Source organism: Flavobacterium sp. B114r (genome assembly GCF_056824125.1).
Map to the genome: position 1 here is coordinate 3898668 of NZ_CP124858.1, position 23724 is coordinate 3922391.

A 23724-nucleotide genomic window follows, 5' to 3' on the forward strand; every position below is an offset into this window, starting at 1 on the left:
GATGTTTGTTTTGAAACAAATTTACTTTAAAAATTAATATTTCCAGCCAATTCTTTTAAGGCAATTTCGGATAGTTTCGCTTCATATTGTGCATTACTGTAACGTACTTTTGCGTTAACATAATTTAATTGAGCTGTTCTGAAATCCAGAGTTGTAATGGTTCCAATTCTAAATTTGTCCAGCGTGATGTCTAAATTTTGTTTTGCAATTGCTTCGTTATCTTCTTCAAGACCAATTAATTCCAGATTGGTCAAGTACGTTTGAAAAGCAGTGCTTAATTGTGTATTTAGAATCATATTTTGCTGCTCAATCGCAATTTGAGAATTTTCGATTTCCAGTTTTGCTACCTTTTCATTTCGGTGTTGGTTAAAACCATCAAATATATTCAGAGTAGCGTTAAAACCATAATTAAAACCTTTTGACGAAGCTTCACTTGTAAAACCTAAACTAGATTGCGTTTCAGAAAAATTGTAACCGGATGTTAAGTTTACTATCGGATATCGATTTGCTTTTACCTGTTTTAGCTGTAATTCGGCAATTCTTTTGTTGATGATTTGCGATTCTAAAGCCGGGTTCTGTTTCCGTGCTAATTCCATTAAATCAATCAAAACCAATTTATTATCAACTTTTACCAAATCAGTTACAGTAAAGTTAATTTTAGGGTCACGGGCTAAATATTGATTCAGTAATATTTTGGCATTCGCATAAGATTCCTTTTGTCTTAACAAGGCTACCTGATCTGAATTTAAATCTACCTGAGCATTTAATACCTCAAGTTTCGATGCTTTTCCAATGCTGAAACGATTCTTGGCTAATGTTAATCTTTGTTTTGAGATTACAATTGTAGTATCTAAAGCAGATAATTGCTGTTGTTGCTGTACTAAATCATAATAAGCCGAGTTTACCTGACCAATTTTCATTAAAATGGTTCTTTTTAATTCCGCATCGCCTAATTTTTGCAACTCTTTTAACTGGTCTAATCTGGCAAACATTTTCATACCGTCAAAAACAGTCCATCCTAAACTTACACCATAATTTAAACTATTGTTTTTAGCATTGTTTAAGGATGTCGAAGTTCCATCCTGACGTGTTTGTGATGAATTTGTGACACTGTTATTGTCTGTAACAGATGCTGTAGCTGTTGGTAGCATACCTGCGTTTCCAACAGTTACATTGGTTTCTGTGATTTTCGTATTGTTTTTGGCGATCTTAATTTCAAAATTATTTTCCAAAGCTATTTTCATAGCGTCTTCAATAGTCAGGACATCCTGAGCGCTGCTTTTTGCTATGCAAAACAAAAATAAAACGATACTTATTAATGTTGTTTTAGTTTTCATGTGATGAATTGTTGGCTGCGAATTAAGCTTTAAGACGAAATTCGCTGTCTATATTTTTTCAAATTTTTAATATCTATTTAATGCTCTCTCTTTCATATTCTTCGATATGATCAAACTCAGGATAATGTTTTCGGGCTTTAGACCACATTAAGTAAATCGCCGGAATTACAAAAAGGGTCAATGCCAATGAGAAAATAGTTCCTCCAACAATAACAACTCCCATTCCGATTCTACTTGTAGACGCTGCCCCAAGAGACATTGCAATAGGTAATGCTCCTAAGGCAATTGCTAAACTGGTCATCAAAATTGGACGTAAACGCGCTTCTGATGCTTCAAGAATTGCTTCGAGTTTTGGTTTTCCCTGTTCTCGTAACTGATTTGCAAATTCTACAATCAAAATACCATTCTTGGTCACCAAACCAATAAGCATTACGGTACCAATCTGACTGAATATATTCCAGGTTTGATTGAACAGCCATAAGGAAAATAAAGCTCCTGCAACTGCCATTGGTACTGTAAGGATGATAATTAAGGGATCAATGAAACTTTCAAATTGTGCCGCCAAAATCAAAAATATTAATAATAACGCTAATCCAAAAGCAAAAGAAGTGTTAGAGCTGCTTTCGACAAAATCTCTTGATTCTCCACTTAAATCTGTTGTAAAACTTTCGTCCAGCACTTTTGCTTTTATTTTATCCATTTCCTTAATACCATCGCTTATACTTTTTCCCGGTGCCAAACCTGCTGAAACAGTTGCTGACATATAGCGGTTGTTGTGATACAATTGCGGTGGATTACTTTGTTCTTCCACATTTACAACATTATCCATCTGGATTAGTTCTCCTTTTTTATTCTTAACAAACATCGAAGTTAAATCCAAAGGTTTAGAGCGGTCTTTTTGATCAAATTGACCAATAACCTGATATTGTTTTCCGTTTTTAATGAAATAACCAAAACGTTGTCCGCTTAATGAAAGTTGCAAAGTCTGAGCGATATCAATAATTGAGATTCCTAGGCTTTCTGCTTTTTCACGATCGATGCTCACATTGATTTCAGGTTTATTAAATTTAAGGTTAACATCAGTGACAGAGAAAACATCACTTTTGCCCACTTCATCCATAAAAACAGGAATCTTCTCTCTTAATTTTTCAAAATTAGGAGCCTGGATTATATATTGAATCGGTAAACCTCCACGTCTGTTAACGGCAATTGTAGGTTGCTGAATAACCGATGTTTTAGCATCCGGATATCTCTTGGTCATTTTTGTTAACTGATCTGCGATTTCTTTTTGAGACCTGTTTCTTTCGTCCGGTTCTTTTAGCGACAACCTGACAAAACCGCTATTCGTTGACGAAGATCCGTAACCAGGCGAAGTAATTACCAAACTTACTTTTTTCTCAGGAATCGAATCATCTACCAATTTAGAGATTTCCTGCATAAAACGATCCGTATATTCGTATGATGAACCTTCAGGAGTTGTCATTCGCATGGTAACAGAACTACGGTCATCATAAGGAGCAGTTTCTTTTGGGAGTATTGTAAAGAATAAATAAATGATTCCAAAACAAGCAATAAGAATAGGGAAGGAGATCCATTTTTTTTCCATGAATTTACTTAATGCACTTGCGTAACCACTATTTAATTTTTCGAAAAATGGTTCAGTTCTAACATAGAATTTTGATTTTTTCTGTTCTCCGCCTTTCATTAAATAAGCATTTAGCATTGGCGTCAAAGTCAGGGATACAAAGGCAGAAATTAATACCGCGGCACCAATAACGACTCCAAATTCCCGAAAGAGTCGACCTACGAAACCTTCCAGAAAAATTACAGGCAAAAATACTGCAGCAAGCGTTACCGAAATAGAAATTACAGCATAGAAAATTTCGTTAGAGCCTTTGATTGCAGCTTCAATTGGCGACATTCCTTCTTCGACTTTTTTGAAGATGTTTTCAGTAACAACGATTCCATCATCAACAACAAGACCCGTTGCCAAAACAATAGCCAATAAAGTCAATACGTTGATTGAAAACCCAAAAAGCCACATGATAAAAAAGGTAGCAATCAAGGAAACCGGAATATCAATCAATGGCCTGAAAGCAATTGCCCAGTCTCTAAAAAACAAGTAAATAATAATGATTACCAAAATAATCGAAATTCCTAAAGTCTCTGCAACTTCAAGTACAGATTTCTTTACGAAAATAGTATTATCAAGCGCAATATTTAGTTTAATATCTTTTGGAAGATCTTTTTTTAAGGCGTCATATTTTTTGTAGAATTCAGATGAAATATCAAGATAGTTGGCTCCCGGCATTGGCACAATAGCCAGACCAATCATAGGTAGTCCGGATTGACTTAATTTTGTTTCGATATTTTCAGGACCTAATTCTGCACCTCCAATATCGCTTAAACGAACAATTTTGTCTCCGTCCGTACGGATAATAATATTGTTGAACTCTTCCGGTTTAGAAAGATTACCAACCGTTTTTACCGTTAGCTCCGTATTATTTCCGGTTAGTTTTCCTGAAGGCAATTCGACATTTTGCGCGTTTAATGCATTACGGACTTCGGCTACAGTACAGCCATAAGCAGTTAATTTTACAGGATCAATCCACAAACGCATTGCATAACGTTTTTGTCCCCAAATTTGCACACCGCTTACACCGGGAATAGTTTCTAATCGTTGCGAAATGACATTTTCGGCGTAATCACTTAATTCTAATGCACTTCTGGTATCACTTTGAACCGTCATTGAAATGATTGCATCACTGTCAGCATCAGCTTTTGATACGACCGGCGGAGCATCTATATCCTGCGGTAAACTCCTGATCGCTTGCGAAACTTTATCACGAACATCATTTGCAGCTTCTTCCAGGTTTTTATCCAGATTAAATTCGATAGTTATATTGCTGCTTCCCTGATTACTCGATGATGTAATATTTCGGATTCCGTCGATAGCATTTACAGCCTTTTCGAGAGGTTCAGTAATTTGCGATTCGATAATGTCAGAATTGGCTCCTGTATAATTGGTTCTAATAGAAACCTGTGCGGGGTCAATTGAAGGAAATTCCCTGACACCCAAAAAAGTATAACCAATGAAACCGAATAAAATAATCAAAAGATTCAGTACAATAGTTAAAACAGGTCTTTTTATACTTGTTGTTGATAAACTCATTATGAAGTAATATTTTAGATTTTAGAGTTGAGATTTTAGAATAAAGAAAATAGAGTACAGATTATAGATTTAAAATTTAAACTCATAATTCATAACTTATAACTCAAAACTATTCTTTGACTTTAACTTTTATAGGTGCATCATTTTTTAAGGACATAACACCACTAGTAATCACTGTATCTCCGGCTTTTAATCCTGATAAAATCAAAATAGAAGCATCTGTTCTCGTAGTGGCATCTACCATAACTTCTTTGGCTTTGCCCATATTAGCAATGTATACTTTTTTACCGTTTTGCACTGGTACTATTGCTTCTGTAGGAACAACAATTGCATCTTTAATAATATTTAAAGGTAATTTGACATCAGCGAATGTTCCCGGAAAAAGCTTTCCGTCAATATTGTCAGCAATGGCACGAATTTGCAAAGTACGTGTTGCAACTGCTACTTCTGGTTCGATGGCATAAATCTTTGCAGTATAAACTTTATCTGAACCGGAAACCTTAAACTCAATTGATGATCCGGTTTTTACTTGTGAAGCGTATTTTTCAGGTATAGAAAATGTAATTTTTAATTTTCCGGTATTAACTAATTTGGCAACTAAAATTGTTGGCGTAATATAGGTACCCGGAGAAATAGAGCGCAAACCAATTTTTCCTGAAAAAGGAGCCTTTACAGAAGTTTTGGCAATTTGAGCCCTGATTAATTGACTTTGCGCTTGTGCTGATGCGTGATCTGCTCTTGCTACATCAAGTTCTTCCTGACTAATCGCTTCCTTTTGAAGTAATAATTTGGCTCTTCTTTCGTTTTCTGCAGCCAAACCTTCTCTGGTTACAGCCTGTCTTAATTGTGCTTTAAGTTCAAGATCATTAACCTTAAAAAGGACCTGACCTTTATTGACATTACTGCCTTCATTAAAGTAAATTCCTTCGACTATTCCAGAAACTTCGCTATGAATTTCTATCTGCTCGTTAGCCTCAATAGACCCTGAAAGTGATAAGTTATTATCGAAAGTAGCTGTTTTAACAACTATTCCGGTTACCGAAGTAGGTTTGTCTTTGTCTCCAAAATTTTTAGACTCTTCGTTTTTCTTTTTGTTAGAAACTATTCTGTAGGTTATAAATCCTCCGATGCATATAATCAGTAAGGCGTAAACAAGGTTTTTTACTTTCATAAAATTGAGTAAATGTTTTTTTTGGGTGTGTTTTTAGTAAGCTTGCAAATTTAACTTTTTGAAACGAAAACGAAAGATGTTAGGTTTTATTTAACACTTGATTAATGTTAATTTTAAATGTCTTTTAACAGCTATTTATTTTAAGTTTTTGTAATTGGACATAGTTTTTAGGAAAAGGTTTAAAATGAATTCGATTTATTTTGGAAATAATTAGAGAATCAGATTCAAATTGAAAACTATCAAACTTTTTATGTGTTTTTACCTATGTTTTTTTACTGCAATGAAGTGTCTTTTTTAAGCTTTGTAGTTACTAAGTCGTTAGGTTTTTGAGTTTGTGATTCTAAATCCTGAAATGGTGCACTTTGCTGAAATAAGATTTTAGTATTTAATCTTTTTTTATTTAGAACCTTTGTAGCTTAACTAATATAATTCCAGATGTTTTTCTTTTTTGTCAATTCAATAAAAATAGCTTTCAGTATAGCATGTTCCGGTTTTTGTAATGGCGCATCTTCTTTAAGAATTTTCAAGGCGTAGTTTCGGGCAAGACCCAAAATGTCCCGGTCACGAACAATATCCGCAATTTGAAGGTTTAAAACACCACTTTGTTGCGTTCCCATTAAGTCACCCGGACCCCGGAGTTTAAGATCGACTTCGGCAATTTCGAAACCATCATTCGTCTGAACCATAGTATCCATTCGGGTTTTACTGTCAGAACTTAATTTATAGCTCGTCATTAAAATACAATAACTTTGTTCAGCTCCACGGCCAACACGGCCACGTAACTGATGCAATTGTGATAACCCGAAACGTTCTGCACTTTCGATAATCATAACACTTGCATTAGGTACATTTACCCCAACTTCTATTACGGTTGTGGCGACCATTATGTTCGTTTTACCTTCAGAAAAGCGTTTCATTTCAGCATCTTTATCTGCCGGTTTCATTTTTCCGTGCAATATCGAAATTGAATATTGAGGTAACGGAAAATCACGCGAAATACTTTCGTAACCGTCCATTAGATCCTTAAAATCCATTTTTTCAGATTCCTGGATCAAAGGATAAACGATATATATTTGTCTTCCCAGAGCAATTTCGTCTCTTAAGAATTTCCATACTTTAAGGCGGTTACTGTCAAATCTGTGTACAGTTTGAATTGGTTTTCTGCCGGGAGGTAATTCATCAATGACCGAAATATCTAAATCCCCGTACAAACTCATAGCTAATGTCCTTGGAATTGGAGTAGCTGTCATCACGAGAACATGTGGCGGAATCTCGTTCTTTTTCCACAGTTTTGATCTCTGTTCAACTCCAAAACGATGTTGCTCATCAATTACAGCCAACCCAAGGTTTTGAAACTTTACCTTATCCTCCAGTAAAGCATGCGTGCCAATTAAAATATGCAGACTTCCGTTTTCAAGTTCTTCATGGATGATTCTTCGGGCTGCAATTTTAGTCGAGCCTGTAAGGATTTTTATATTGATGTTTAATGTATTGGCCAGTTCTGATAATCCTATAAAATGCTGATTTGCCAGGATTTCTGTTGGGGCCATCAGGCAAGCCTGAAAACCATTGTCAATTGCCAGAAGCATGCTTAAAAAAGCAACAATAGTTTTTCCGGAACCCACGTCACCTTGCAATAATCGGTTCATTTGGGCATTACTTCCCATGTCTGAACGGATTTCTTTAACTACTCTTTTTTGCGCATTTGTAAGCTGAAAAGGCAGATGATTCTGGTAAAATTCATTAAAAAATTCACCCACTTTTGTAAATGGATGTCCTTTTATTTTATGTTTCCTAATCAGATTTTTAGTAATTAATTGCAATTGAATAAAGAACAATTCTTCAAATTTTAATCTAAATTGTGCTTTTGCCAAAGCTTCAGTACTTTTAGGAAAATGTATATTGAATAAAGCGGCTCTCTTTGAAATCAGCTTTAACTCTTCGACTAAATAAGGCGGAAAAGTTTCTGTAAACAAAGCCTGTGTTTCAATAAACAATTGCTCCATCATTTTATTGATAGTGCGGTTTGAAATACCTCTGTTGGTCAGGGTTTCAGTCGAAGGATAAACAGCTTGCATGGCTGAACGAAGACTTTTTTCATGCTCGCTTAGCAATTCAATTTCCGGATGCGCCATACTAAACTGACTTCCGTAGAGAGAACATTTTCCAAAAATTACGCAAACTTCATTTAGTTTCAAACTTTCACGTATCCATTTATGTCCCTGAAACCAATTCAGGTCTATTTGTCCTGTATCATCCACGAAAGTGGCCACCAGACGCTTTTTGTTTTTAGCAAACTCAACAGTTTTGACATTGATGATTTTACCTATAATCTGAACTTCAGCACCTGTATTTTGAAGTTCATTAATTTTGTAATAACGGGTTCTGTCAATATATCTATTCGGAAAAAAATTAACTAAATCTCGATATTTATGAATACCCAGTTCCTTACGAAGCAATTGGCCACGATTGGGACCAACACCTTTTAAGTATTCAATTGGGGTTTCAAGGAGATTATTAAACATTAATTTATTTTAGATTATTGATTTAAGAATATGGAAAAAAGATTTTGATCTGTTTTCTATGCTCTATTTTCTATTCTCTTTTAGTAAGCGAAGATAGATTTTAATTAGGAAATTTAAAAGTGTTATCAGATCTCAAAAATAAAAATCTGAAAATTATAATGATGATTTTTTAGTCTTATTGTAGTTTTTGATTTAATCGAAAAGCCTTTAGTAATAAGGTACAAAAAAAATTAATAATATATAAGCGTTATTTTTTTATTAAACGAAGCAACCATTTAACACAATAAGAATCTATTAAATATACAAAGTCTTAAAAACTAAAATAAATGAAAAAAATAGGGATTGCAGTCATTCTAATGTTAATTTTCATTTCTTGTTCAAATGAAAAAGCAAAATCACCAAAGGTATCTGATTATCATGGAAAATGGGAACTAATTGAAGTGACAGGTTTTAGACCGGCCAATATTATCTTTGATAAGTTAGGCTGGCAGGAATCTTATGTTTTTAATACTGATGAAACATTCACAAAGACAAGAACAAAAGACAACAAAACAACTACTGCCACAGGTAAATTTGCAGTTAAAAAGCTCGATAATGAAACACATTTTGAATTAACTTATGAAGAAAACAATGATATTATAGGGACTTGCACTGGAAATTTAATCGAGGATCTTTCTATTAATAAAGAAGGATTACTGGTAAATTCATGGCAAATGTGCGACGGCCCGGGATTGATATATAAAAAGTCGAAATAAAAAGCTGTAAGTTTGCAGGGATATAAAAGAGTATTTAATTTTAAGTTATTGAATGCTCTTTATTTTTTTTATTTTAATTTTTAGAAATGACAACACATTTAGCGCTTTTAAGAGGAATCAACGTTTCCGGCCACAATATGATGAAAATGGAAGCCTTGAAAACCATGTTAGAAAATATTGGTTTTCAAAATGTGCGAACCTATTTACAATCCGGAAATGTCTTTGTTGACACCGACGAAGAAAGTGCTTCGAAAGTGGGTTTTATGATCAAACAGGAAATTTTTAAGGTTTTTGGACATGAAGTTCCTACAATTGTCATTACCAAACAAGATCTGGAATTGTGTTTTAAGAATAGTCCATTTTTAAAAGAAAAAGAACTGGACATGAAAAAACTTTATGTCGCTTTTGTCTCTGTAGCTCTAAAAAGTGAAAATATAAATGACTTAAAAATCAGCCAGTTTAAACCTGATGAAGCGAGTATTGACGGAAACAGGATTTTTATTAAATACGCTGTTGGAGCAGGAAAAACAAGATTCGATCAAAAATATATTGAGAAAAAACTAAATGTTACAGCGACTATTAGAAACTGGAATACGGTTACTAATTTGTTGGCGATGTATTCTGAATGAGAAAATAAAATAGTTTTGCTGCGTATTTCATGAAGTTCGACAAATCTAGATTTGCAAAAAAAAAGTAAAATTAGCAGCATTTTTTTTAAACTATCAAATCACAATACCAAAATCCAAAATCAAAAGGATTACTTGTATTAGCATCACAAGCAGTATTAGAAGAATCTTGAATTTTAGGTTTTTCGTATTTGCGATAAACGATTTCTCCTATTTCAAATTTTATTGGTTCTGAAAAAATAGGACCGTCAAAAGTAAAGGTATGAAATTCGCCATTTTCACCACAAACATCTACATTTTTAGGTAAATCGTTTATGAATTCCTGATCGATAATTCGGCCAGCAAAACTTTTATCCAGATATTGTTCATTTACGCAAACTACAATTGTTTTAAAACCGAGTGATATAAATTCCTGAATTAAGTCTTTGGTTGGGATTTTCCAAAGAGGAAAAACACCTTCAAAACTAATTTTACCCAATTGATCTTCGCGGTATTTACGTAAATCTTCCAGAAAAATATCTCCAAAAATTGAATGTGTAATTCCTTGATTTTTAAGCTCTATTAAAGTTTCGGTCAGTACGTTCTCATAAACTTCCATCGTGGGCATTTCCGGAATCTGCAAAATCTTTAATGGCAATCCGATACTTTTTGCTTGCGCTTCAAGTAATTCAATACGAACACCATGCATAGAAATTCGTTGAAATTCCTGATTGACACTCGTTAATAAATATTCGATTTTATAATCAGGATCCTGTATTATTTTATATAAAGCCAAAGCAGAATCTTTTCCGCTGCTCCAGTTAAATAAGGCTTTTTTTGGTGTTGACACTTCGTAATAATTTTCTATTGTAAACATACAAATTTCATTCGATTTGTTAGCGAAACCTTTGTAACTTTGGGATTTTGCCTTCAAATTCATTTCAATGAAATACATCTTTTTATTTATTACCAGTTTCGTTTTTGCGCAACAAACTAAATTCGTTGATTTTAAATCGGTTAACGGACAATTAAAATTAAACGCAACCGAAAAATCCGTTTCAGGAACGGTTGTTTATCAATTTGATATTCTAAACCCTATTGATACGATTAAAATCGATGCTAAAAACATGGAATTTTCTCATGTTCAAATTGATAATAAAGACGTGCTTTTTATCAATACAGGCAAAGAATTGCAAATCATCAGTAATTTTCAAAAAGGAGAGAAGCATCTTACTTTTGAATACTCAGCAAAACCTAAGCAAGCTTTGTATTTTGTAAACATTGAAAATTCTGAAGTTCAAATCTGGACACAAGGACAAGGAAGATATACGAGTAACTGGTTTCCGAGTTTTGATGATGTCAAAGAAAAAGTGATTTTTAGTTTGGGAATTACATATGACAAGGATTATCAGGTAGTTTCTAACGGAATTTTAAGCGAAAAGAAATCAAACGGAAATTCAATTCATTGGCAATATCGCATGGAAAATCCAATGAGTTCCTATTTATTGATGCTTGCTATTGGCAAATACGACAAGAAAGAATTTAGGGCAAAATCTAAAATTCCGTTAGAATATTATCTTGAAAATAAGGATACCAATCGCTTTGAACCAACCTACAGATATTCAAAACGTATTTTTGATTTTTTAGAAAAAGAAATAGGAGTGAAGTATCCGTGGCAAGTTTATAGAGAAATTCCGGTTCGTGATTTCTTGTATGCCGGAATGGAAAACACCACTACCACACTTTTTGCAACTCGTTATGTAGTGGATTCAATAGGTTTTGAAGATCGTAATTATACAAATGTTGATGCTCACGAATTGGCACATCACTGGTTTGGCGATCTAATAACGGCAGAGAACAGTACACATCACTGGCTTCAGGAAGGTTTTGCAACTTATTATGCTGCATTGGCTGAACGGGAGATTTATGGCGACGATTTTTTCTATTCAAAATTATATCAGACAGCGCAGCAGATAAAATTTGCTTCGAGATCTGATACTATTCCGGTTTTGAATGCTAAGGCAAGTTCATTGACTTTCTATGAAAAAGGAGCGTGGGCACTATTTGTTTTGCACGAGTCTATTGGAGATAAAGCCTTCAAAAAAGCCATAAAAAGTTATCTGAAAAAGTACGCTTATCAAACTGTTAATACACAAAATTTCTTTGATGAAATTAGAAAAGTATCCAATTTTGATTTGGAAAAATTTCAGAAAACCTGGTTGGAATCTACCGCTTTTGATACCCCGGCGGCGAATGCTCTATTGAGTAAAAACAAAGCAATTCAGGTTCGGTTAGAAGTTGATAAGCTAAAGAAAACGCCATTGGTCGAGAAACAGGATTTTTTAAGAAAGACTTTAGAATCGGATGTTTATGAGTCTGTAAAAGAATCGATTGTAAGTCAAATAGAAAGTGAGAAATACGAAGATAAAAAAGAATTATTACAGGTCGCTTTGCAAACTAACAATATACAAGTTCGTCAGGCTGTTGCTGCTTCGTTGAGTAAAATTCCCGAAGGCTTTAGAATTGAATACGAAACTTTGCTGAACGACAAATCATATCAGACCCAAGAAGTTGTCCTGTATTATTTATGGAAAAATTTTCCTGATCATCGCACAGAATATCTGAACAAATCAAAAAACTGGATTGGTTTCAACGATTATAATCTTCGAACTTTATGGCTTTCATTGGCTTTGTCGACACCAAATTATAGTGATAATCCAGAAGATTTAGTTTCGGAGTTAATTGCTTTTTCTTCCACAAAGTACGAAGCTACAACGAGGCAAAATGCACTTGAGAAACTTCTTTCTTTCAAAATTATAAACGATCAGGTATTATCAAATTTGGTAAATGCAACTACACATCATATGTGGCAATTTTCTAAATTCGGAAGAGACTCCATTAGGTTTTTATTAAAAAATTCCGAAATGCGTGCTTCGTTTGAAAGAATTTTGTCTAATTTGAACCCCGATGAACAATTTCAGCTGAATCGTTTGTTGAAAGAATAAGGAACAAAGAATATAGAATAAAGAATATAGAGAATAGAACAAAGAATATAGAATATAGAACAAAGAATATAGAATATATAGAATAGAAGTAAGAGGATAAGTAATCAATTAGAGCGCATAGAAAATCTTTGCTCTATATTCTATTCTCTAATCTATTTTCTAAATAATTACAAAACCTACAATATATTTATGAAAGCATTGGTTATTTCTGGCGGAGGAAGTAAAGGAGCGTTTGCTGGTGGCGTAGCGCAGTATTTAATAGAGGAAAAAAAACATGAATATGATTTGTTTATAGGAACTTCTACAGGAAGTTTACTTATTCCGCATCTGGCGCTTGGTCAGATAAAAAAAATTCACTCCGTTTATACTAATGTTACAATGAGCGGAATCTTTAATATTTGCCCATTTGTAGTTAAAGTTAAAGATGGAGTTGATATTGTTACAATCAATCACTTCAATGTTTTACGTCAGTTTTTTAAAGGAAAAAGAACTTTTGGAGAAAGCAAAGGACTGCAGAAATACATTAAAGCAAACTTCTCGTTATCAGATTTTAACAAGCTGAAAAAACAGCATTGCGATGTTGTTATTACAGTAACCAATTTTACTAAAAACGAATCGGAATATAAGTCTATAAAAGATTGCACATATGATGAGTTTTGCGATTGGTCATGGATTTCGAGTAATTATGTTCCGTTCATGAGTTTGGTAGAAAAAAATAACTACGAATACGGAGATGGCGGATTTTCTAGTTTAGTTCCTATTCGTGAAGCTATTAATCGTGGTGCAACAGAAATTGACGTAATCATTCTGGAAACGGAAGTTAATATGACCAAAACGGTTATTGGTAAAAATCCGTTTTCTTTAATGATCGATTTGTTCCGAATTGCCTTAGATCAGGTTGAAAAACACGATATTGCTATAGGAAAACTAATGGCAAACAATAAGAATGTAAAGCTTAACTTATATTACACACCAACCAGACTCACTGATAATGCACTTATTTTTAATAAGGAAGTAATGAAAGAATGGTGGGAACAAGGCTATGAATATGCTCAGAATAAGTCTGAGGTAATGAGTGATAACAGGTAATTTATTTAATTGTAAAAAAAAAAAACAGATTCAATAAAAATGAGTGAATTTAGACATAGTGTTTGCGAACCAACAAAGCCAAAAATTATTGAAAAGGGAAAGATTGATTCTTCGGAAATAATAAAAACATTTCAAAATTTTCCATGGAAATTACATCTGGAAGAGATGGAAAATGCAAAGAACGTATATCATTCACCTTCGCTTGAGTTTGAAAATTCAGGCAATAGAAATGCCCTGTCAATATCTGCTGTTGGTAAACCTGATAAATATGAATTTTATGTATTTTTTAAAAGAGCTAAAATTCAAAAAACCTGGTTTGGCTTAAGTGAAAAACTCAACAAAAATTTCATTTCTGAATTGACAGATCAAAATGAAGAAAAAACAACAGAAATATTAAAAGCTTTGGCTGATAATGATTTGGCTTTTTTAGAACAAAATTTTCAATAATAACCTGTTTTTAGAATTCAGATTGACATTCAATACGTGTTTTAAAATGAAAAATATAACCTTACTTCTGTACTTCTTGTTTTCTTTAAATACATTCAGTCAGGACAATTTATGCAGAACTTCGATCTGGAATAATGCAGCACTGTTTCAAAAAAACGAACTAAACAAATACACAAATAATGATTTTTCTGTTTTATGGAATAAAACAGAAAACAAGTATGTCTACGGCGTTATTGGTGACAATTACCAGAGAATATTAATAAAATTTATTTCGATTAAAAGAAATGATAAAAATAAAAATGAATACATTGTTAATGGCAAATCGCAGGTTAAATCAAATATATGTGATTTTGCTGGGACAATAACAATTACAAAGATACAAGAACTTAAAAAAGTGAAATTCGGACTTGATGATGAATATAAAAATTCAGGTATAAAAAGCCAGGGATTATTGGTGGCCAATTATAAGTTTGTTGAAAATAAAAATCAAAAAAACACAGGAGAATTTCAAGGAAAGCTAGCAACTATATTTTATGTAGATAAAAATGGTTTTATTAAATACGATGATATTGAAATTCATAAAGATAGCTATTTCAATAATGCATTTGTAGGCACTTGGAAATCTAATAATTCCGGCAAAGAAAAAGTATGCAATTGGGGAGATTATCGTGTACCTAATACAAATTGCGATTTTGATATAGGAGCAGGGGAATTAAGTATATCAAAAAAATACATAAAAAATGGCTGGGTAGATGAACCACATCAAAAATGGTGGAAATAAAAATTTGACAAGATAAATAAAATCATAATCAATCTTGTCAAACTGCAATTTTACCACAATCCGGCAACTTCATTCTTAATATAGCCTAAAGCAGCATTACTTGGAGATTGTTTCTCTAATAAATCATTCAAAAGTTTCTCACGCAACTTATCTGCATTTTCTACACGATCGCTCATAGCTGCTTTACGGATAATTTGGATAGTCGAATTTTTGGCAGTTGTAATAATTGTCCAACATTCGTCAGACATATATATTTGCTGTGTCAGATTGTGTTCAAATTCATGCTCGATCTGATCGATTAGAAAGTTTTCGTAATCATGCTTTTCGTTAGAAATTGGCGCAATTCTTATAAGTAATTTCGTCAGGTTAATACGCTCTAAAAACAATGTCATTCGCTCATAAGCCTGCAAGCGTATTGGTAAAGATTCTTTATGCGCTTCCTTGTTCAATAAAAAATTGTGCTTTTTATCATTGTTTTTTATATGTAATTCAAAAAAACTGTAAGCAACAAATCCTGTAACAATAGCTGGTAAAGTATAACTGGCCAATTCTATAATTCTTGTAAAATCCATTTGGTTCAAATTTTCAACAAAAATATAATTTTTAGGGAGAAATCCACTTTAAATTAATTGTAATAAACAAAACGGAAGTCTACTTTTGTACATTACTTTCAAAACTGCCTGAAATACAATATTAATGGATTCATATATTATAATTTTACTTTGCTTGGCTGCTTTCGCTGCGGGATTTATTGATGCAATTGTTGGCGGTGGTGGATTGATACAGACACCAATGGGATTAATTTTATTACCCAATTTACCAGTTTCAACAGTTATTGGAACGTTAAAAATTCCGGCTTTTAGCGGAACTGCTTTTGCCGCATTTCAATATATGAAAAAAGTTGTGATTCAGTGGAGGTTGCTGTTGATCATGATGTGTTTAGCCGTTCCGTCGGCATTTTTAGGTTCAACTTTGCTAACGATGGTAAGTAATGATTTTATGAAGCCGCTTTTGCTGGTAGTATTGTCTTTATTATTTGTTTATACCTATGCAAAGAAAAATTTTGGGCAGCATGTTGCAAAAGATCATTCTCCTGCAACACAAATATTTTATGCCGTTATTATTAGTATAATTGTTGGTTTCTATGACGGATTTATTGGTCCCGGAACCGGTAGTTTTTTTGTAGTGGCTTTTATTGCTCTTTTAGGCTTTGATTTTTTGCATGCTTCAGCAAATGCCAAAATGGTCAATCTGGCTACTAATTTTGGATCTATATGTTTGTTTATGATAAAAGGAAAGATCATTTGGTCAATTGCAATTCCTATGGCAATTAGCAACGGACTTGGAGGATGGCTTGGTGCTAAATTAGCAATTAATAAAGGAAATGGCTTTATTAGGATTTTCTTTTTAATTGTAGTAATCGGTACATTGATACGATTTGCCTATGATGTATTTTATAAATAATTTTTGGTCTAAATAATTGATGTAAGGCATTATAACTTATAGCTCAAATAAATATTTTAAATTTGATTTAGAGAAGTATTACAAGTAATACAGATTAAATGGACTTATATTACTTATATGGTTTAAAAAAACAGCATCCCTTTTAGAACCTTAATAACTTAGTAGCTATTTCAATCAATAATTCTTATTTTTGCACTAATTATGGAGAAAAATTTCATGCAAAAGTACATTGACCAACTCAATGAAGCACAAAGACAGCCTGTTTTAAAGAAAGACGGGCCAATGATTATTATTGCTGGTGCAGGTTCAGGAAAAACTCGTGTTTTAACAATTAGAATTGCTTATTTGATGGCTCAGGGCGTTGATGCATTCAACATTTTGTCGCTTACTTTTACCAATAAGGCCGCCCGTGAGATGAAACACAGGATATCTGATATTGTAGGAGCAACGGAGGCAAAAAACCTTTGGATGGGAACTTTTCACTCGATTTTTGCACGTATTCTTCGTGCGGAATCAGATCATTTAGGTTACCCATCGAATTTTACGATTTATGATTCTCAGGATTCGGCAAGACTAATTTCTTCTATTATAAAAGAGATGCAGCTTGATCGCGACGTCTATAAACCAAAACAGATTCTGGGCAGAATTTCAAATTATAAAAATAGTTTGATTACAGTAAAAGCATATTTTAACGATCCTGAATTGGTCGAGGCTGATGCAATGGCAAAAAGACCAAGATTGGGAGAGATTTATCAGCACTATGTAGATCGTTGTTTTAAAGCAGGAGCAATGGATTTTGATGATTTATTGCTGAAAACCAATGAGCTATTAACTCGTTTTCCAGAAGTATTATCCAAATACCAAAACCGTTTTCGCTATATATTGGTTGATGAGTATCAGGATACAAATCACTCACAGTATTTGATTGTAAGAGCGTTGTCAGATAAATTTCAGAATATTTGTGTTGTTGGCGATGATGCGCAGAGTATTTATGCTTTCCGTGGAGCGAATATTAATAATATTTTGAATTTCCAGAAAGATTATGAAGGCGTAATAATGTTCCGTTTAGAGCAAAATTACCGTTCAACGCGAAATATAGTTGAAGCGGCAAATACTGTAATGGAGCACAATAAAACCAAACTTGATAAAATAGTCTGGACTGCAAATGATTTTGGTCAAAAAATTAAAGTCCACAGAAGTTTAACAGATGCTGAAGAAGGTCGATTTGTAGCGAGTACGATTTTTGAACAAAAAATGCAGAACCAGCTTCATAACGGTTCATTTGCGATTTTATATCGTACCAATGCACAATCCCGTGCAATGGAGGACGCTTTAAGAAAACGTGATATCCCGTATCGAATTTATGGCGGATTGTCATTCTATCAACGTAAAGAGATTAAAGATGTTTTGTGTTATTTACGTTTGGTAATTAATCCAAAAGATGAAGAGGCATTGGTTCGAGTAATCAATTATCCGGCACGTGGAATTGGTGATACGACTGTTGAAAAACTGACAATTGCTGCCAACCACTACAAACGTTCGATTTGGGAAGTGATGGTGAATATTGATAAAATTGACTTGAAATTAAACACAGGAACGAAAAATAAAATCAATGATTTCGTGACGATGATCCAGAATTTTCAGGTGATTGATCAAAATCAGGATGCTTTTTATATTACTGATTATGTTGCCAAGAAAACAGGATTAGTTCAGGAGCTTAAAAAAGATGCTACACCAGAAGGTATGGCAAAAATTCAAAACATAGAAGAGCTTCTAAATGGTTTAAAAGATTTTACTGAAGGACAAAAAGAAATTGATGGTGCGAGAGGGGCTTTGTCTGAATTTATGGAAGATGTAGCGCTTGCGACTGATTTAGACAAAGATACATCAGACGAAGATCGTGTTGCGCTGATGACAATTCACTTAGCAAAAGGACTTGAATTTCCTCATGTTTTTGTGGTTGGTATGGAGGAAGATTTGTTTCCTAGTGCAATGAGTATGAGTACGAGAAGCGAATTAGAAGAAGAACGTCGTTTATTTTATGTAGCTTTAACTCGTGCAGAACATCAAGCATATTTAACTTATGCACAATCGCGTTACCGTTGGGGAAAATTAACAGATAGTGAACCTTCACGTTTTATTGAAGAAATTGACGGACAATATCTTGAATATCTGACTCCTGCAGAAAGTAATTACCGATATAAATCGCCAATTGATGGGGATATCTTCGGAGATGTAGATAAATCAAAATTACGTTTGGCAAAACCCATTGGATCAACTCCACCTGTGAAGCACAATGGAAATAGCGAACCCAAAGCGGATCTTAATATTCGAAAATTGAAACCGGTTGCCAGTAATAATCAGAATAGTTCAGCACCTAATTTGTTTGATAATAGTTTAACTATCGGCAATGTTGTAATGCACGAACGTTTTGGGAAAGGTGAAGTTGTGAATTTAGAAGGGGTAGGTGCCGACAAAAAAGCGGAAATAAAATTTGAAGTTGGAGGAATCAAGAAATTGTTGCTAAGATTTGCTAAATTAGATGTCGTAGGATAAGAAAAGAATATAGAAAAAAAATGGAAATATATTTTAAAAAGTCAATTTTCGATCATCAGATTTGATTTTTCAGCTTAATAATTTTTCGTAATTTTTCAAAAGAATAAATATCTTTTTAGTTTAAGATTAAATCTATTTTCAATTGGAATTTTGTTATTTACTTAAAAAAAATAAAAGGAATAAAGAGTAGTCTTTATTCCATAATCTAACATCTTTATTTTAAAAAATGGCTGAGTTCATAAAAATATACCCCGATAAACCTAGTGAAGCTGCAATTGCCAAAGTGGTAAAAGTGCTTCAAAACGGAGGTTTAATAATTTATCCAACAGATACCGTTTACGGTTTAGGTTGTGATATTACCAATTCTCGTGCTTTAGAAAAAATAGCGAAAATAAAAGGAGTTAAATTAGAGAAAGCTAATTTCTCCTTTATCTGCCACGATTTAAGCAATCTCTCTGATTATGTTCGTCAGATTGATACATCTACTTTTAAGATTTTGAAAAGAGCATTGCCTGGACCTTATACTTTTATTTTGCCAGGAAATAACAATTTACCTAAAGAGTTTAAAAAGAAAACTACTGTAGGTATTCGTGTGCCGGATAATAATATTGCGCTAGAAATTGTTCGACAATTAGGAAACCCAATTGTATCGACTTCTATTCGTGATGAAGATGATGTAATTGAGTATACTACAGATCCGGAATTAATTTTTGAAAAATGGCAAAATCTAGTTGATCTCGTTATCGATGGAGGTTATGGTGATAATGTGGGTTCTACAATTATAGATTTATCAGAGCATGAACCAGTTATTATTAGAGAAGGAAAAGGAGATATTGATATTTTGTAGTAAACAACTATATAAGAATAGCTAAATAAGGATTTTGTAAAAAAATACTGAAATTGTATAATAATCTAAAATAAATAACTAACTTTAGATTAGTTAAAATTTAGTTAGTTTAAAGATAATGCTATTCTTAATTTATATTTAATTGGTTATTAAAAAAGTTAAGGATACATAAAAGCAGGTCAATTGACCTGCTTTTTCTATTTAATAAAGTATGTAAAAAACGTAGATTATTTCGATTGTTTTTTCATTTCTTTTTCAATCATATCATAAAATTGATCGATTTTTGGCATAACAACAATACGAGTTCTTCTGTTACGAGCTCTGTCGTCCGGAGTATCATTAGCTACTAATGGTACATAAGAACTTCTACCAGCTGCGATTAATTTAGCAGGGTTAACTCCAAGATCATTTGTTAATACACGAACAATAGAAGTAGAACGTTTAACACTTAAATCCCAGTTGTCTAACAAAACTCCGTTGCTTTTGTAAGGAACGTTATCTGTGTGACCTTCAACCATACATTCAAAATCAGGTTTGTCATTTACTACTTTTGCAACTTTAGCTAAAACACTTTTCGCTTTATCAGTTACATCATAGCTACCACTTTTAAATAATAATTTATCTGCGATAGAAATAAATACTACACCTTTTTCAACATTGATTTCGATATCCGGATCGTTGATTCCAACAGCCCCTTTTAAACTTGTAACTAATGCTAATGTTACACTGTCTTTCTTAGTTAATGCATCTTGCAATCTAGATATTTTTAAATCTTTTTCTTTTAAACTTTCTAAAGATTTTTCAAGATTCTCTGCTCCTTTAGTAGTCAATACTGTTAAGTCCTTAGAAGTACTTATTAAGTCTTGATTATGTGCTTTATAGCTTTCAGCTGTAGCTGCCAATCCTGCTTTTTCCTCTAAACAAGAATTTAGTTTTACGGTGCAAGAGTTTAATAAATCTTGGGTTTCTTTGTTCTTAGCTTCTAATGCTGCGTACTGCTTTTTCGATACACACGAAGTTAAGGCCATTAATACTGATAGTGCGATTACTATTTTTCTCATAGGTATTATATTTAATTAAACGTTGATTACAAATTTAGTTCTTAATATTTTGATTACTGTTAAAGATTTCTTTAAAAACGAGCAATTTCTTTATGTAATACAAGTAAACGGCACTTTTTACGGTATAGTATTTTTGTATTTGAAAATCTTTGCGTTCCCTCAGATATTTTAAAGATATACAATAAAATGAAAAATGCGCTTTTAGGATTGCGAAAGTATGTTTGAATTTTCCTTGTGTAAGAAAACGGATACCTGCGATACCATCTAAAACCATTCTGAAGAAAATAACAAAAAACAAACCTTTTTTAGGCAAATTTTTGACAAGCATCAATAATGAATTTCTAAAATTCAAATATGTTTTTTTAGGATTTCCGTGTTGTAGGGTTGCACCTCCAACATGATAAACAGTCGATCCTGAGTTGTATTTGATGATATGCCCCTCGTTTGATGCGCGCCAGCATAAATCGATTTCTTCCTGATGCGCAAAAAAGCTTTCATCAAAACCTCCTAATTCACGATATACTTCACTTCTAATAAAAAAGCAAGCGCCTGAAGCCCAGAAGAGCTCACAATTATCATTGTATTGACCATTGTCCTTTTCAATAGTATCAAAAACACGACCGCGGCAAAACGGAAAACCATACTTATCTATAAATCCTCCGGCAGCACCGGCATATTCAAAGTATTCCTTATTTTTAAAATCAAGAATTTTAGGCTGAATTATAGCAGTTTGTTTTTCACTATCAAAAGTTTCAATAATGGGTTTCAGCCAGTTTTCAGTTACTTCAATATCTGAATTTACCAAGGCATAAATTTCAGCATCAATATGTTGTAAAGCATCATTATAGCCTTTTGCAAAGCCATGATTACCAGTGTTTACAACTATTTTAATGGTAGGAAAATTTAATTTGATAAAGTTTATAGAATCGTCTGTCGAAGCATTATCAGCGACATAGATTTGGGCACCTTCTGAAAACTGAACAATTGAGGGTAAAAATTGTTCCAGCAATTTTACTCCATTCCAATTTAAAATGACAACAGCTATTTTATTCAAAAGTAATTTTATTAATTTTTAGTATTATTTTATTCGTTATAATCTGGTAAATTTCTTAAAAAGAGATATTTTTCATTTTCAAAATCCATTTGACAATAAAAATGATTCAGACCGTTTGTAACATGCAAAAATCGTGCCTGCATTGTCATATTATAACGGGCAATCTGATCAAAAGTTGCCTGAGAAATTTTTACACTAGGCGCTTTACATTCTACCAATATATGTATAGAGCCATCAGTATTAAAGACTACAACATCGTATCTTTTTCTTAATCCGTTGACTGTTAAAACTTTTTCGACGTTGATTAAGGATTTAGGGTACTTTTTTTCGTCAATTAAATAATGAACGACATGCTGACGCACCCATTCCTCCGGAGTAAGAATGATAAATTTTTTCCTGATTTCATCAAAAATAGACACTTTATTTTCGCTATTTTTGAATCGGAAAGTATAAGAAGGAAAATTTAATTGCTGCATAGCGCAAAAATATAAAATAGTTTGAGGTTTCAAATTAAAGTTTTAACTAATTGAAGCCAGAATGTGAAACCCCAAACTTGAAATAAGATTATTGAATGGACGAAGTTGTAAAAATTGTTAATGATATCAAGGCCGGAAATATAAAACCAATTTATTTTTTAATGGGTGAGGAACCTTATTACATAGATAAATTATCAGAGTATATTGAGCAGAACGTACTTTCGGAAGAAGAAAAAGGATTCAATCAAACGGTATTATACGGAAGAGATGTTTCTGTAGAAGATATCGTTTCAACGGCTAAGCGCTATCCTATGATGTCTGATCGCCAGGTTGTTATTGTAAAAGAAGCACAGGATTTATCGAGAACAATTGATAAAATAGAATCGTATGTAAATAATCCAATGGAATCTACGGTTTTGGTTTTTTGCTACAAATACAAGACACTTGATAAACGTAAAAAAGTAACCAAACTACTAGCTCAAAAAGGAATCGTTTACGAAAGTAAAAAATTATACGAAAACCAGGTTGGTGACTGGATAAAGCGTGTTCTTGCTGGTAAAAAATATACAATCGATCCCAAGGCAAACGCTATGTTGGTTGAATTTTTAGGTACAGATTTAAGTAAAATTAATAATGAACTGGAGAAATTACAGATTATTTTACCTCAGGGAACTGTAATTACACCACAACATATCGAGGAAAATATTGGTTTCAGTAAGGATTATAATGTGTTCGAACTTCGAAAAGCAATTGGCGAACGCAATCAGCTTAAAGCATATAAAATAGCAGAAAATTTTGCACATAATCCTAAAGAATATCCATTAGTGATGACAACCGGATTGGTCTTTGGTTTTTTTATTCAGCTTTTAAAATATCATGGACTCAAGGATAAAAACCCCAAAAATGTAGCCACAGTTATTGGTGTAAATCCATATTTTTTAAAAGAATATGATTTAGCCATAAAAAACTACCCAATGCGAAAAGTGAGTCAGATTATAGGAGCTTTGCGTGATGTCGATGTGAAAAGTAAAGGAGTGGGAGCAAATGCTTTGTCCCAAGGAGATTTATTAAAAGAAATGCTGTATAAAATATTTAATTAAGCCGTGAAAATTCACGATATTTGCATCTCTGAAAAAATTACTACTTTAAAATAATAATTACACAATTATGGGAATGAATAAAAATACCGTTTTAGGATGGGCTACTTTTATAATGGTACTTATGGGATTGTTACTTATAGGTCTTGGTGCTTTTAGATATAGAGACGTATCTGGTTGGGGATTTGTAGCAGTTGGTGTTGGTTTCTTTGCTAATGCCTGGGTTTTTAATGCTTTAAAAGGTAGAGTTTAATCAAGTTTCAATTGCAATACAGATCAAAT

Annotated in this window: 20 protein-coding genes; 11 read left to right on the plus strand and 9 right to left on the minus strand. The window is 33.0% G+C overall.

Annotated features, from left to right (window positions below):
- Positions 1–26 precede the first annotated feature (26 nt).
- The 4 genes from QLQ94_RS16510 to recG form a co-directional block, all read right to left on the minus strand.
- Positions 27–1337, minus strand: coding sequence for a TolC family protein (locus QLQ94_RS16510; protein WP_271336600.1), 1311 nt, complete (start codon positions 1335–1337; stop codon positions 27–29).
- 73 nt (positions 1338–1410) lie between these two features.
- On the minus strand, positions 1411–4509 hold the full coding sequence (locus tag QLQ94_RS16515; RefSeq protein WP_271336601.1) for an efflux RND transporter permease subunit: 3099 nt from the start codon (positions 4507–4509) through the stop codon (positions 1411–1413).
- Positions 4510–4618: 109 nt separating this feature from the next.
- Positions 4619–5680 carry an efflux RND transporter periplasmic adaptor subunit gene (locus tag QLQ94_RS16520; RefSeq protein WP_271336602.1) on the minus strand — a complete coding sequence of 354 codons (1062 nt, stop codon included), beginning with the start codon at positions 5678–5680 and terminating at the stop codon, positions 4619–4621.
- A gap of 416 nt (positions 5681–6096) precedes the next feature.
- Entirely contained in the window at positions 6097–8205 is a 2109-nt protein-coding gene (gene recG / locus QLQ94_RS16525; protein ID WP_271336603.1) for an ATP-dependent DNA helicase RecG, read from the minus strand.
- A gap of 326 nt (positions 8206–8531) precedes the next feature.
- On the opposite strand from recG, the gene QLQ94_RS16530 reads away from it, so the two are divergent.
- Positions 8532–8960 (plus strand): hypothetical protein, encoded by a 429-nt coding sequence (locus tag QLQ94_RS16530; RefSeq protein ID WP_271336604.1) that lies wholly within the window; start codon positions 8532–8534, stop codon positions 8958–8960.
- Positions 8961–9046: 86 nt separating this feature from the next.
- Positions 9047–9589 carry a DUF1697 domain-containing protein gene (locus QLQ94_RS16535; RefSeq protein WP_271336605.1) on the plus strand — a complete coding sequence of 181 codons (543 nt, stop codon included), beginning with the start codon at positions 9047–9049 and terminating at the stop codon, positions 9587–9589.
- 85 nt (positions 9590–9674) lie between these two features.
- Here the strand turns inward: QLQ94_RS16535 and QLQ94_RS16540 are convergent, their stop codons facing one another.
- Positions 9675–10442 carry a Dph6-related ATP pyrophosphatase gene (locus QLQ94_RS16540; protein WP_271336606.1) on the minus strand — a complete coding sequence of 256 codons (768 nt, stop codon included), beginning with the start codon at positions 10440–10442 and terminating at the stop codon, positions 9675–9677.
- Between the two features lie 67 nt (positions 10443–10509).
- Between QLQ94_RS16540 and QLQ94_RS16545 the strand changes: the two genes are divergently transcribed.
- The 4 genes from QLQ94_RS16545 (at position 10510) to QLQ94_RS16560 (ending at position 14887) form a co-directional block, all read left to right on the plus strand.
- Entirely contained in the window at positions 10510–12570 is a 2061-nt protein-coding gene (locus QLQ94_RS16545) for a M1 family metallopeptidase (protein ID WP_482497859.1), read from the plus strand.
- 189 nt (positions 12571–12759) lie between these two features.
- Positions 12760–13659 (plus strand): patatin-like phospholipase family protein, encoded by a 900-nt coding sequence (locus tag QLQ94_RS16550; RefSeq protein WP_271336608.1) that lies wholly within the window; start codon positions 12760–12762, stop codon positions 13657–13659.
- A gap of 39 nt (positions 13660–13698) precedes the next feature.
- Positions 13699–14106, plus strand: coding sequence for a hypothetical protein (locus QLQ94_RS16555; RefSeq protein ID WP_271336609.1), 408 nt, complete (start codon positions 13699–13701; stop codon positions 14104–14106).
- A gap of 46 nt (positions 14107–14152) precedes the next feature.
- Positions 14153–14887, plus strand: coding sequence for a hypothetical protein (locus QLQ94_RS16560; RefSeq protein ID WP_271336610.1), 735 nt, complete (start codon positions 14153–14155; stop codon positions 14885–14887).
- 50 nt (positions 14888–14937) lie between these two features.
- On the opposite strand, the gene QLQ94_RS16565 is transcribed toward QLQ94_RS16560, so the two are convergent.
- Positions 14938–15459, minus strand: coding sequence for a DUF7935 family protein (locus QLQ94_RS16565; RefSeq protein WP_271336611.1), 522 nt, complete (start codon positions 15457–15459; stop codon positions 14938–14940).
- A 124-nt stretch (positions 15460–15583) separates the two neighbouring features.
- Here QLQ94_RS16565 and QLQ94_RS16570 point away from each other — a divergent pair, with 124 nt between their 5' ends.
- The 3 genes from QLQ94_RS16570 to QLQ94_RS16580 all read left to right on the plus strand — a co-directional run bounded on the left by QLQ94_RS16570 (position 15584) and on the right by QLQ94_RS16580 (position 19754).
- Entirely contained in the window at positions 15584–16351 is a 768-nt protein-coding gene (locus QLQ94_RS16570; protein ID WP_271336612.1) for a sulfite exporter TauE/SafE family protein, read from the plus strand.
- Between the two features lie 216 nt (positions 16352–16567).
- On the plus strand, positions 16568–18907 hold the full coding sequence (locus tag QLQ94_RS16575; RefSeq protein ID WP_271336634.1) for an ATP-dependent helicase: 2340 nt from the start codon (positions 16568–16570) through the stop codon (positions 18905–18907).
- Between the two features lie 226 nt (positions 18908–19133).
- Positions 19134–19754: an L-threonylcarbamoyladenylate synthase gene (locus QLQ94_RS16580; RefSeq protein ID WP_271336613.1), complete on the plus strand. Its 621-nt coding sequence runs from the start codon at positions 19134–19136 to the stop codon at positions 19752–19754.
- A gap of 227 nt (positions 19755–19981) precedes the next feature.
- On the opposite strand, the gene QLQ94_RS16585 is transcribed toward QLQ94_RS16580, so the two are convergent.
- Genes QLQ94_RS16585 through QLQ94_RS16595 form a run of 3 tightly spaced genes read right to left on the minus strand, consistent with a single transcriptional unit; the run spans position 19982 to position 22345 of the window.
- On the minus strand, positions 19982–20815 hold the full coding sequence (locus QLQ94_RS16585) for an OmpA/MotB family protein (RefSeq protein ID WP_271336614.1): 834 nt from the start codon (positions 20813–20815) through the stop codon (positions 19982–19984).
- A 34-nt stretch (positions 20816–20849) separates the two neighbouring features.
- A complete protein-coding gene (locus tag QLQ94_RS16590) occupies positions 20850–21869 on the minus strand; it encodes a glycosyltransferase family 2 protein (RefSeq protein WP_482497863.1) in 1020 nt (339 codons plus the stop codon).
- 29 nt (positions 21870–21898) lie between these two features.
- Entirely contained in the window at positions 21899–22345 is a 447-nt protein-coding gene (locus tag QLQ94_RS16595) for a type I restriction enzyme HsdR N-terminal domain-containing protein (RefSeq protein ID WP_482497865.1), read from the minus strand.
- Between the two features lie 95 nt (positions 22346–22440).
- Between QLQ94_RS16595 and holA the strand changes: the two genes are divergently transcribed.
- The gene (holA, locus tag QLQ94_RS16600) at positions 22441–23445 is read left to right on the plus strand and encodes a DNA polymerase III subunit delta (RefSeq protein WP_271336617.1); all 1005 of its coding nucleotides are present in this window, start codon (positions 22441–22443) and stop codon (positions 23443–23445) included.
- Positions 23446–23512: 67 nt separating this feature from the next.
- The gene (locus tag QLQ94_RS16605) at positions 23513–23695 is read left to right on the plus strand and encodes a CAL67264 family membrane protein (protein WP_035680915.1); all 183 of its coding nucleotides are present in this window, start codon (positions 23513–23515) and stop codon (positions 23693–23695) included.
- The last annotated feature ends 29 nt before the right edge of the window (positions 23696–23724 follow it).

Excerpts from the sequence above, each read along its gene's own strand:
- QLQ94_RS16560 (WP_271336610.1), top strand. The coding sequence starts at position 14,153 with ATGAAAAATATAACCTTACTTCTGTACTTCTTGTTTTCTTTAAATACA.
- QLQ94_RS16570 (WP_271336612.1), top strand. The coding sequence starts at position 15,584 with ATGGATTCATATATTATAATTTTACTTTGCTTGGCTGCTTTCGCTGCG.
- QLQ94_RS16595 (WP_482497865.1), bottom strand. The coding sequence starts at position 22,345 with ATGCAGCAATTAAATTTTCCTTCTTATACTTTCCGATTCAAAAATAGC.
- QLQ94_RS16550 (WP_271336608.1), top strand. The coding sequence starts at position 12,760 with ATGAAAGCATTGGTTATTTCTGGCGGAGGAAGTAAAGGAGCGTTTGCT.
- QLQ94_RS16520 (WP_271336602.1), bottom strand. The coding sequence starts at position 5,680 with ATGAAAGTAAAAAACCTTGTTTACGCCTTACTGATTATATGCATCGGA.
- QLQ94_RS16575 (WP_271336634.1), top strand. The coding sequence starts at position 16,568 with ATGCAAAAGTACATTGACCAACTCAATGAAGCACAAAGACAGCCTGTT.
- QLQ94_RS16515 (WP_271336601.1), bottom strand. The coding sequence starts at position 4,509 with ATGAGTTTATCAACAACAAGTATAAAAAGACCTGTTTTAACTATTGTA.
- recG (WP_271336603.1), bottom strand. The coding sequence starts at position 8,205 with ATGTTTAATAATCTCCTTGAAACCCCAATTGAATACTTAAAAGGTGTT.
- QLQ94_RS16565 (WP_271336611.1), bottom strand. The coding sequence starts at position 15,459 with ATGGATTTTACAAGAATTATAGAATTGGCCAGTTATACTTTACCAGCT.
- QLQ94_RS16510 (WP_271336600.1), bottom strand. The coding sequence starts at position 1,337 with ATGAAAACTAAAACAACATTAATAAGTATCGTTTTATTTTTGTTTTGC.
- QLQ94_RS16540 (WP_271336606.1), bottom strand. The coding sequence starts at position 10,442 with ATGTTTACAATAGAAAATTATTACGAAGTGTCAACACCAAAAAAAGCC.
- QLQ94_RS16585 (WP_271336614.1), bottom strand. The coding sequence starts at position 20,815 with ATGAGAAAAATAGTAATCGCACTATCAGTATTAATGGCCTTAACTTCG.
- holA (WP_271336617.1), top strand. The coding sequence starts at position 22,441 with ATGGACGAAGTTGTAAAAATTGTTAATGATATCAAGGCCGGAAATATA.
- QLQ94_RS16580 (WP_271336613.1), top strand. The coding sequence starts at position 19,134 with ATGGCTGAGTTCATAAAAATATACCCCGATAAACCTAGTGAAGCTGCA.
- QLQ94_RS16555 (WP_271336609.1), top strand. The coding sequence starts at position 13,699 with ATGAGTGAATTTAGACATAGTGTTTGCGAACCAACAAAGCCAAAAATT.
- QLQ94_RS16530 (WP_271336604.1), top strand. The coding sequence starts at position 8,532 with ATGAAAAAAATAGGGATTGCAGTCATTCTAATGTTAATTTTCATTTCT.
- QLQ94_RS16545 (WP_482497859.1), top strand. The coding sequence starts at position 10,510 with ATGAAATACATCTTTTTATTTATTACCAGTTTCGTTTTTGCGCAACAA.
- QLQ94_RS16605 (WP_035680915.1), top strand. The coding sequence starts at position 23,513 with ATGGGAATGAATAAAAATACCGTTTTAGGATGGGCTACTTTTATAATG.
- QLQ94_RS16535 (WP_271336605.1), top strand. The coding sequence starts at position 9,047 with ATGACAACACATTTAGCGCTTTTAAGAGGAATCAACGTTTCCGGCCAC.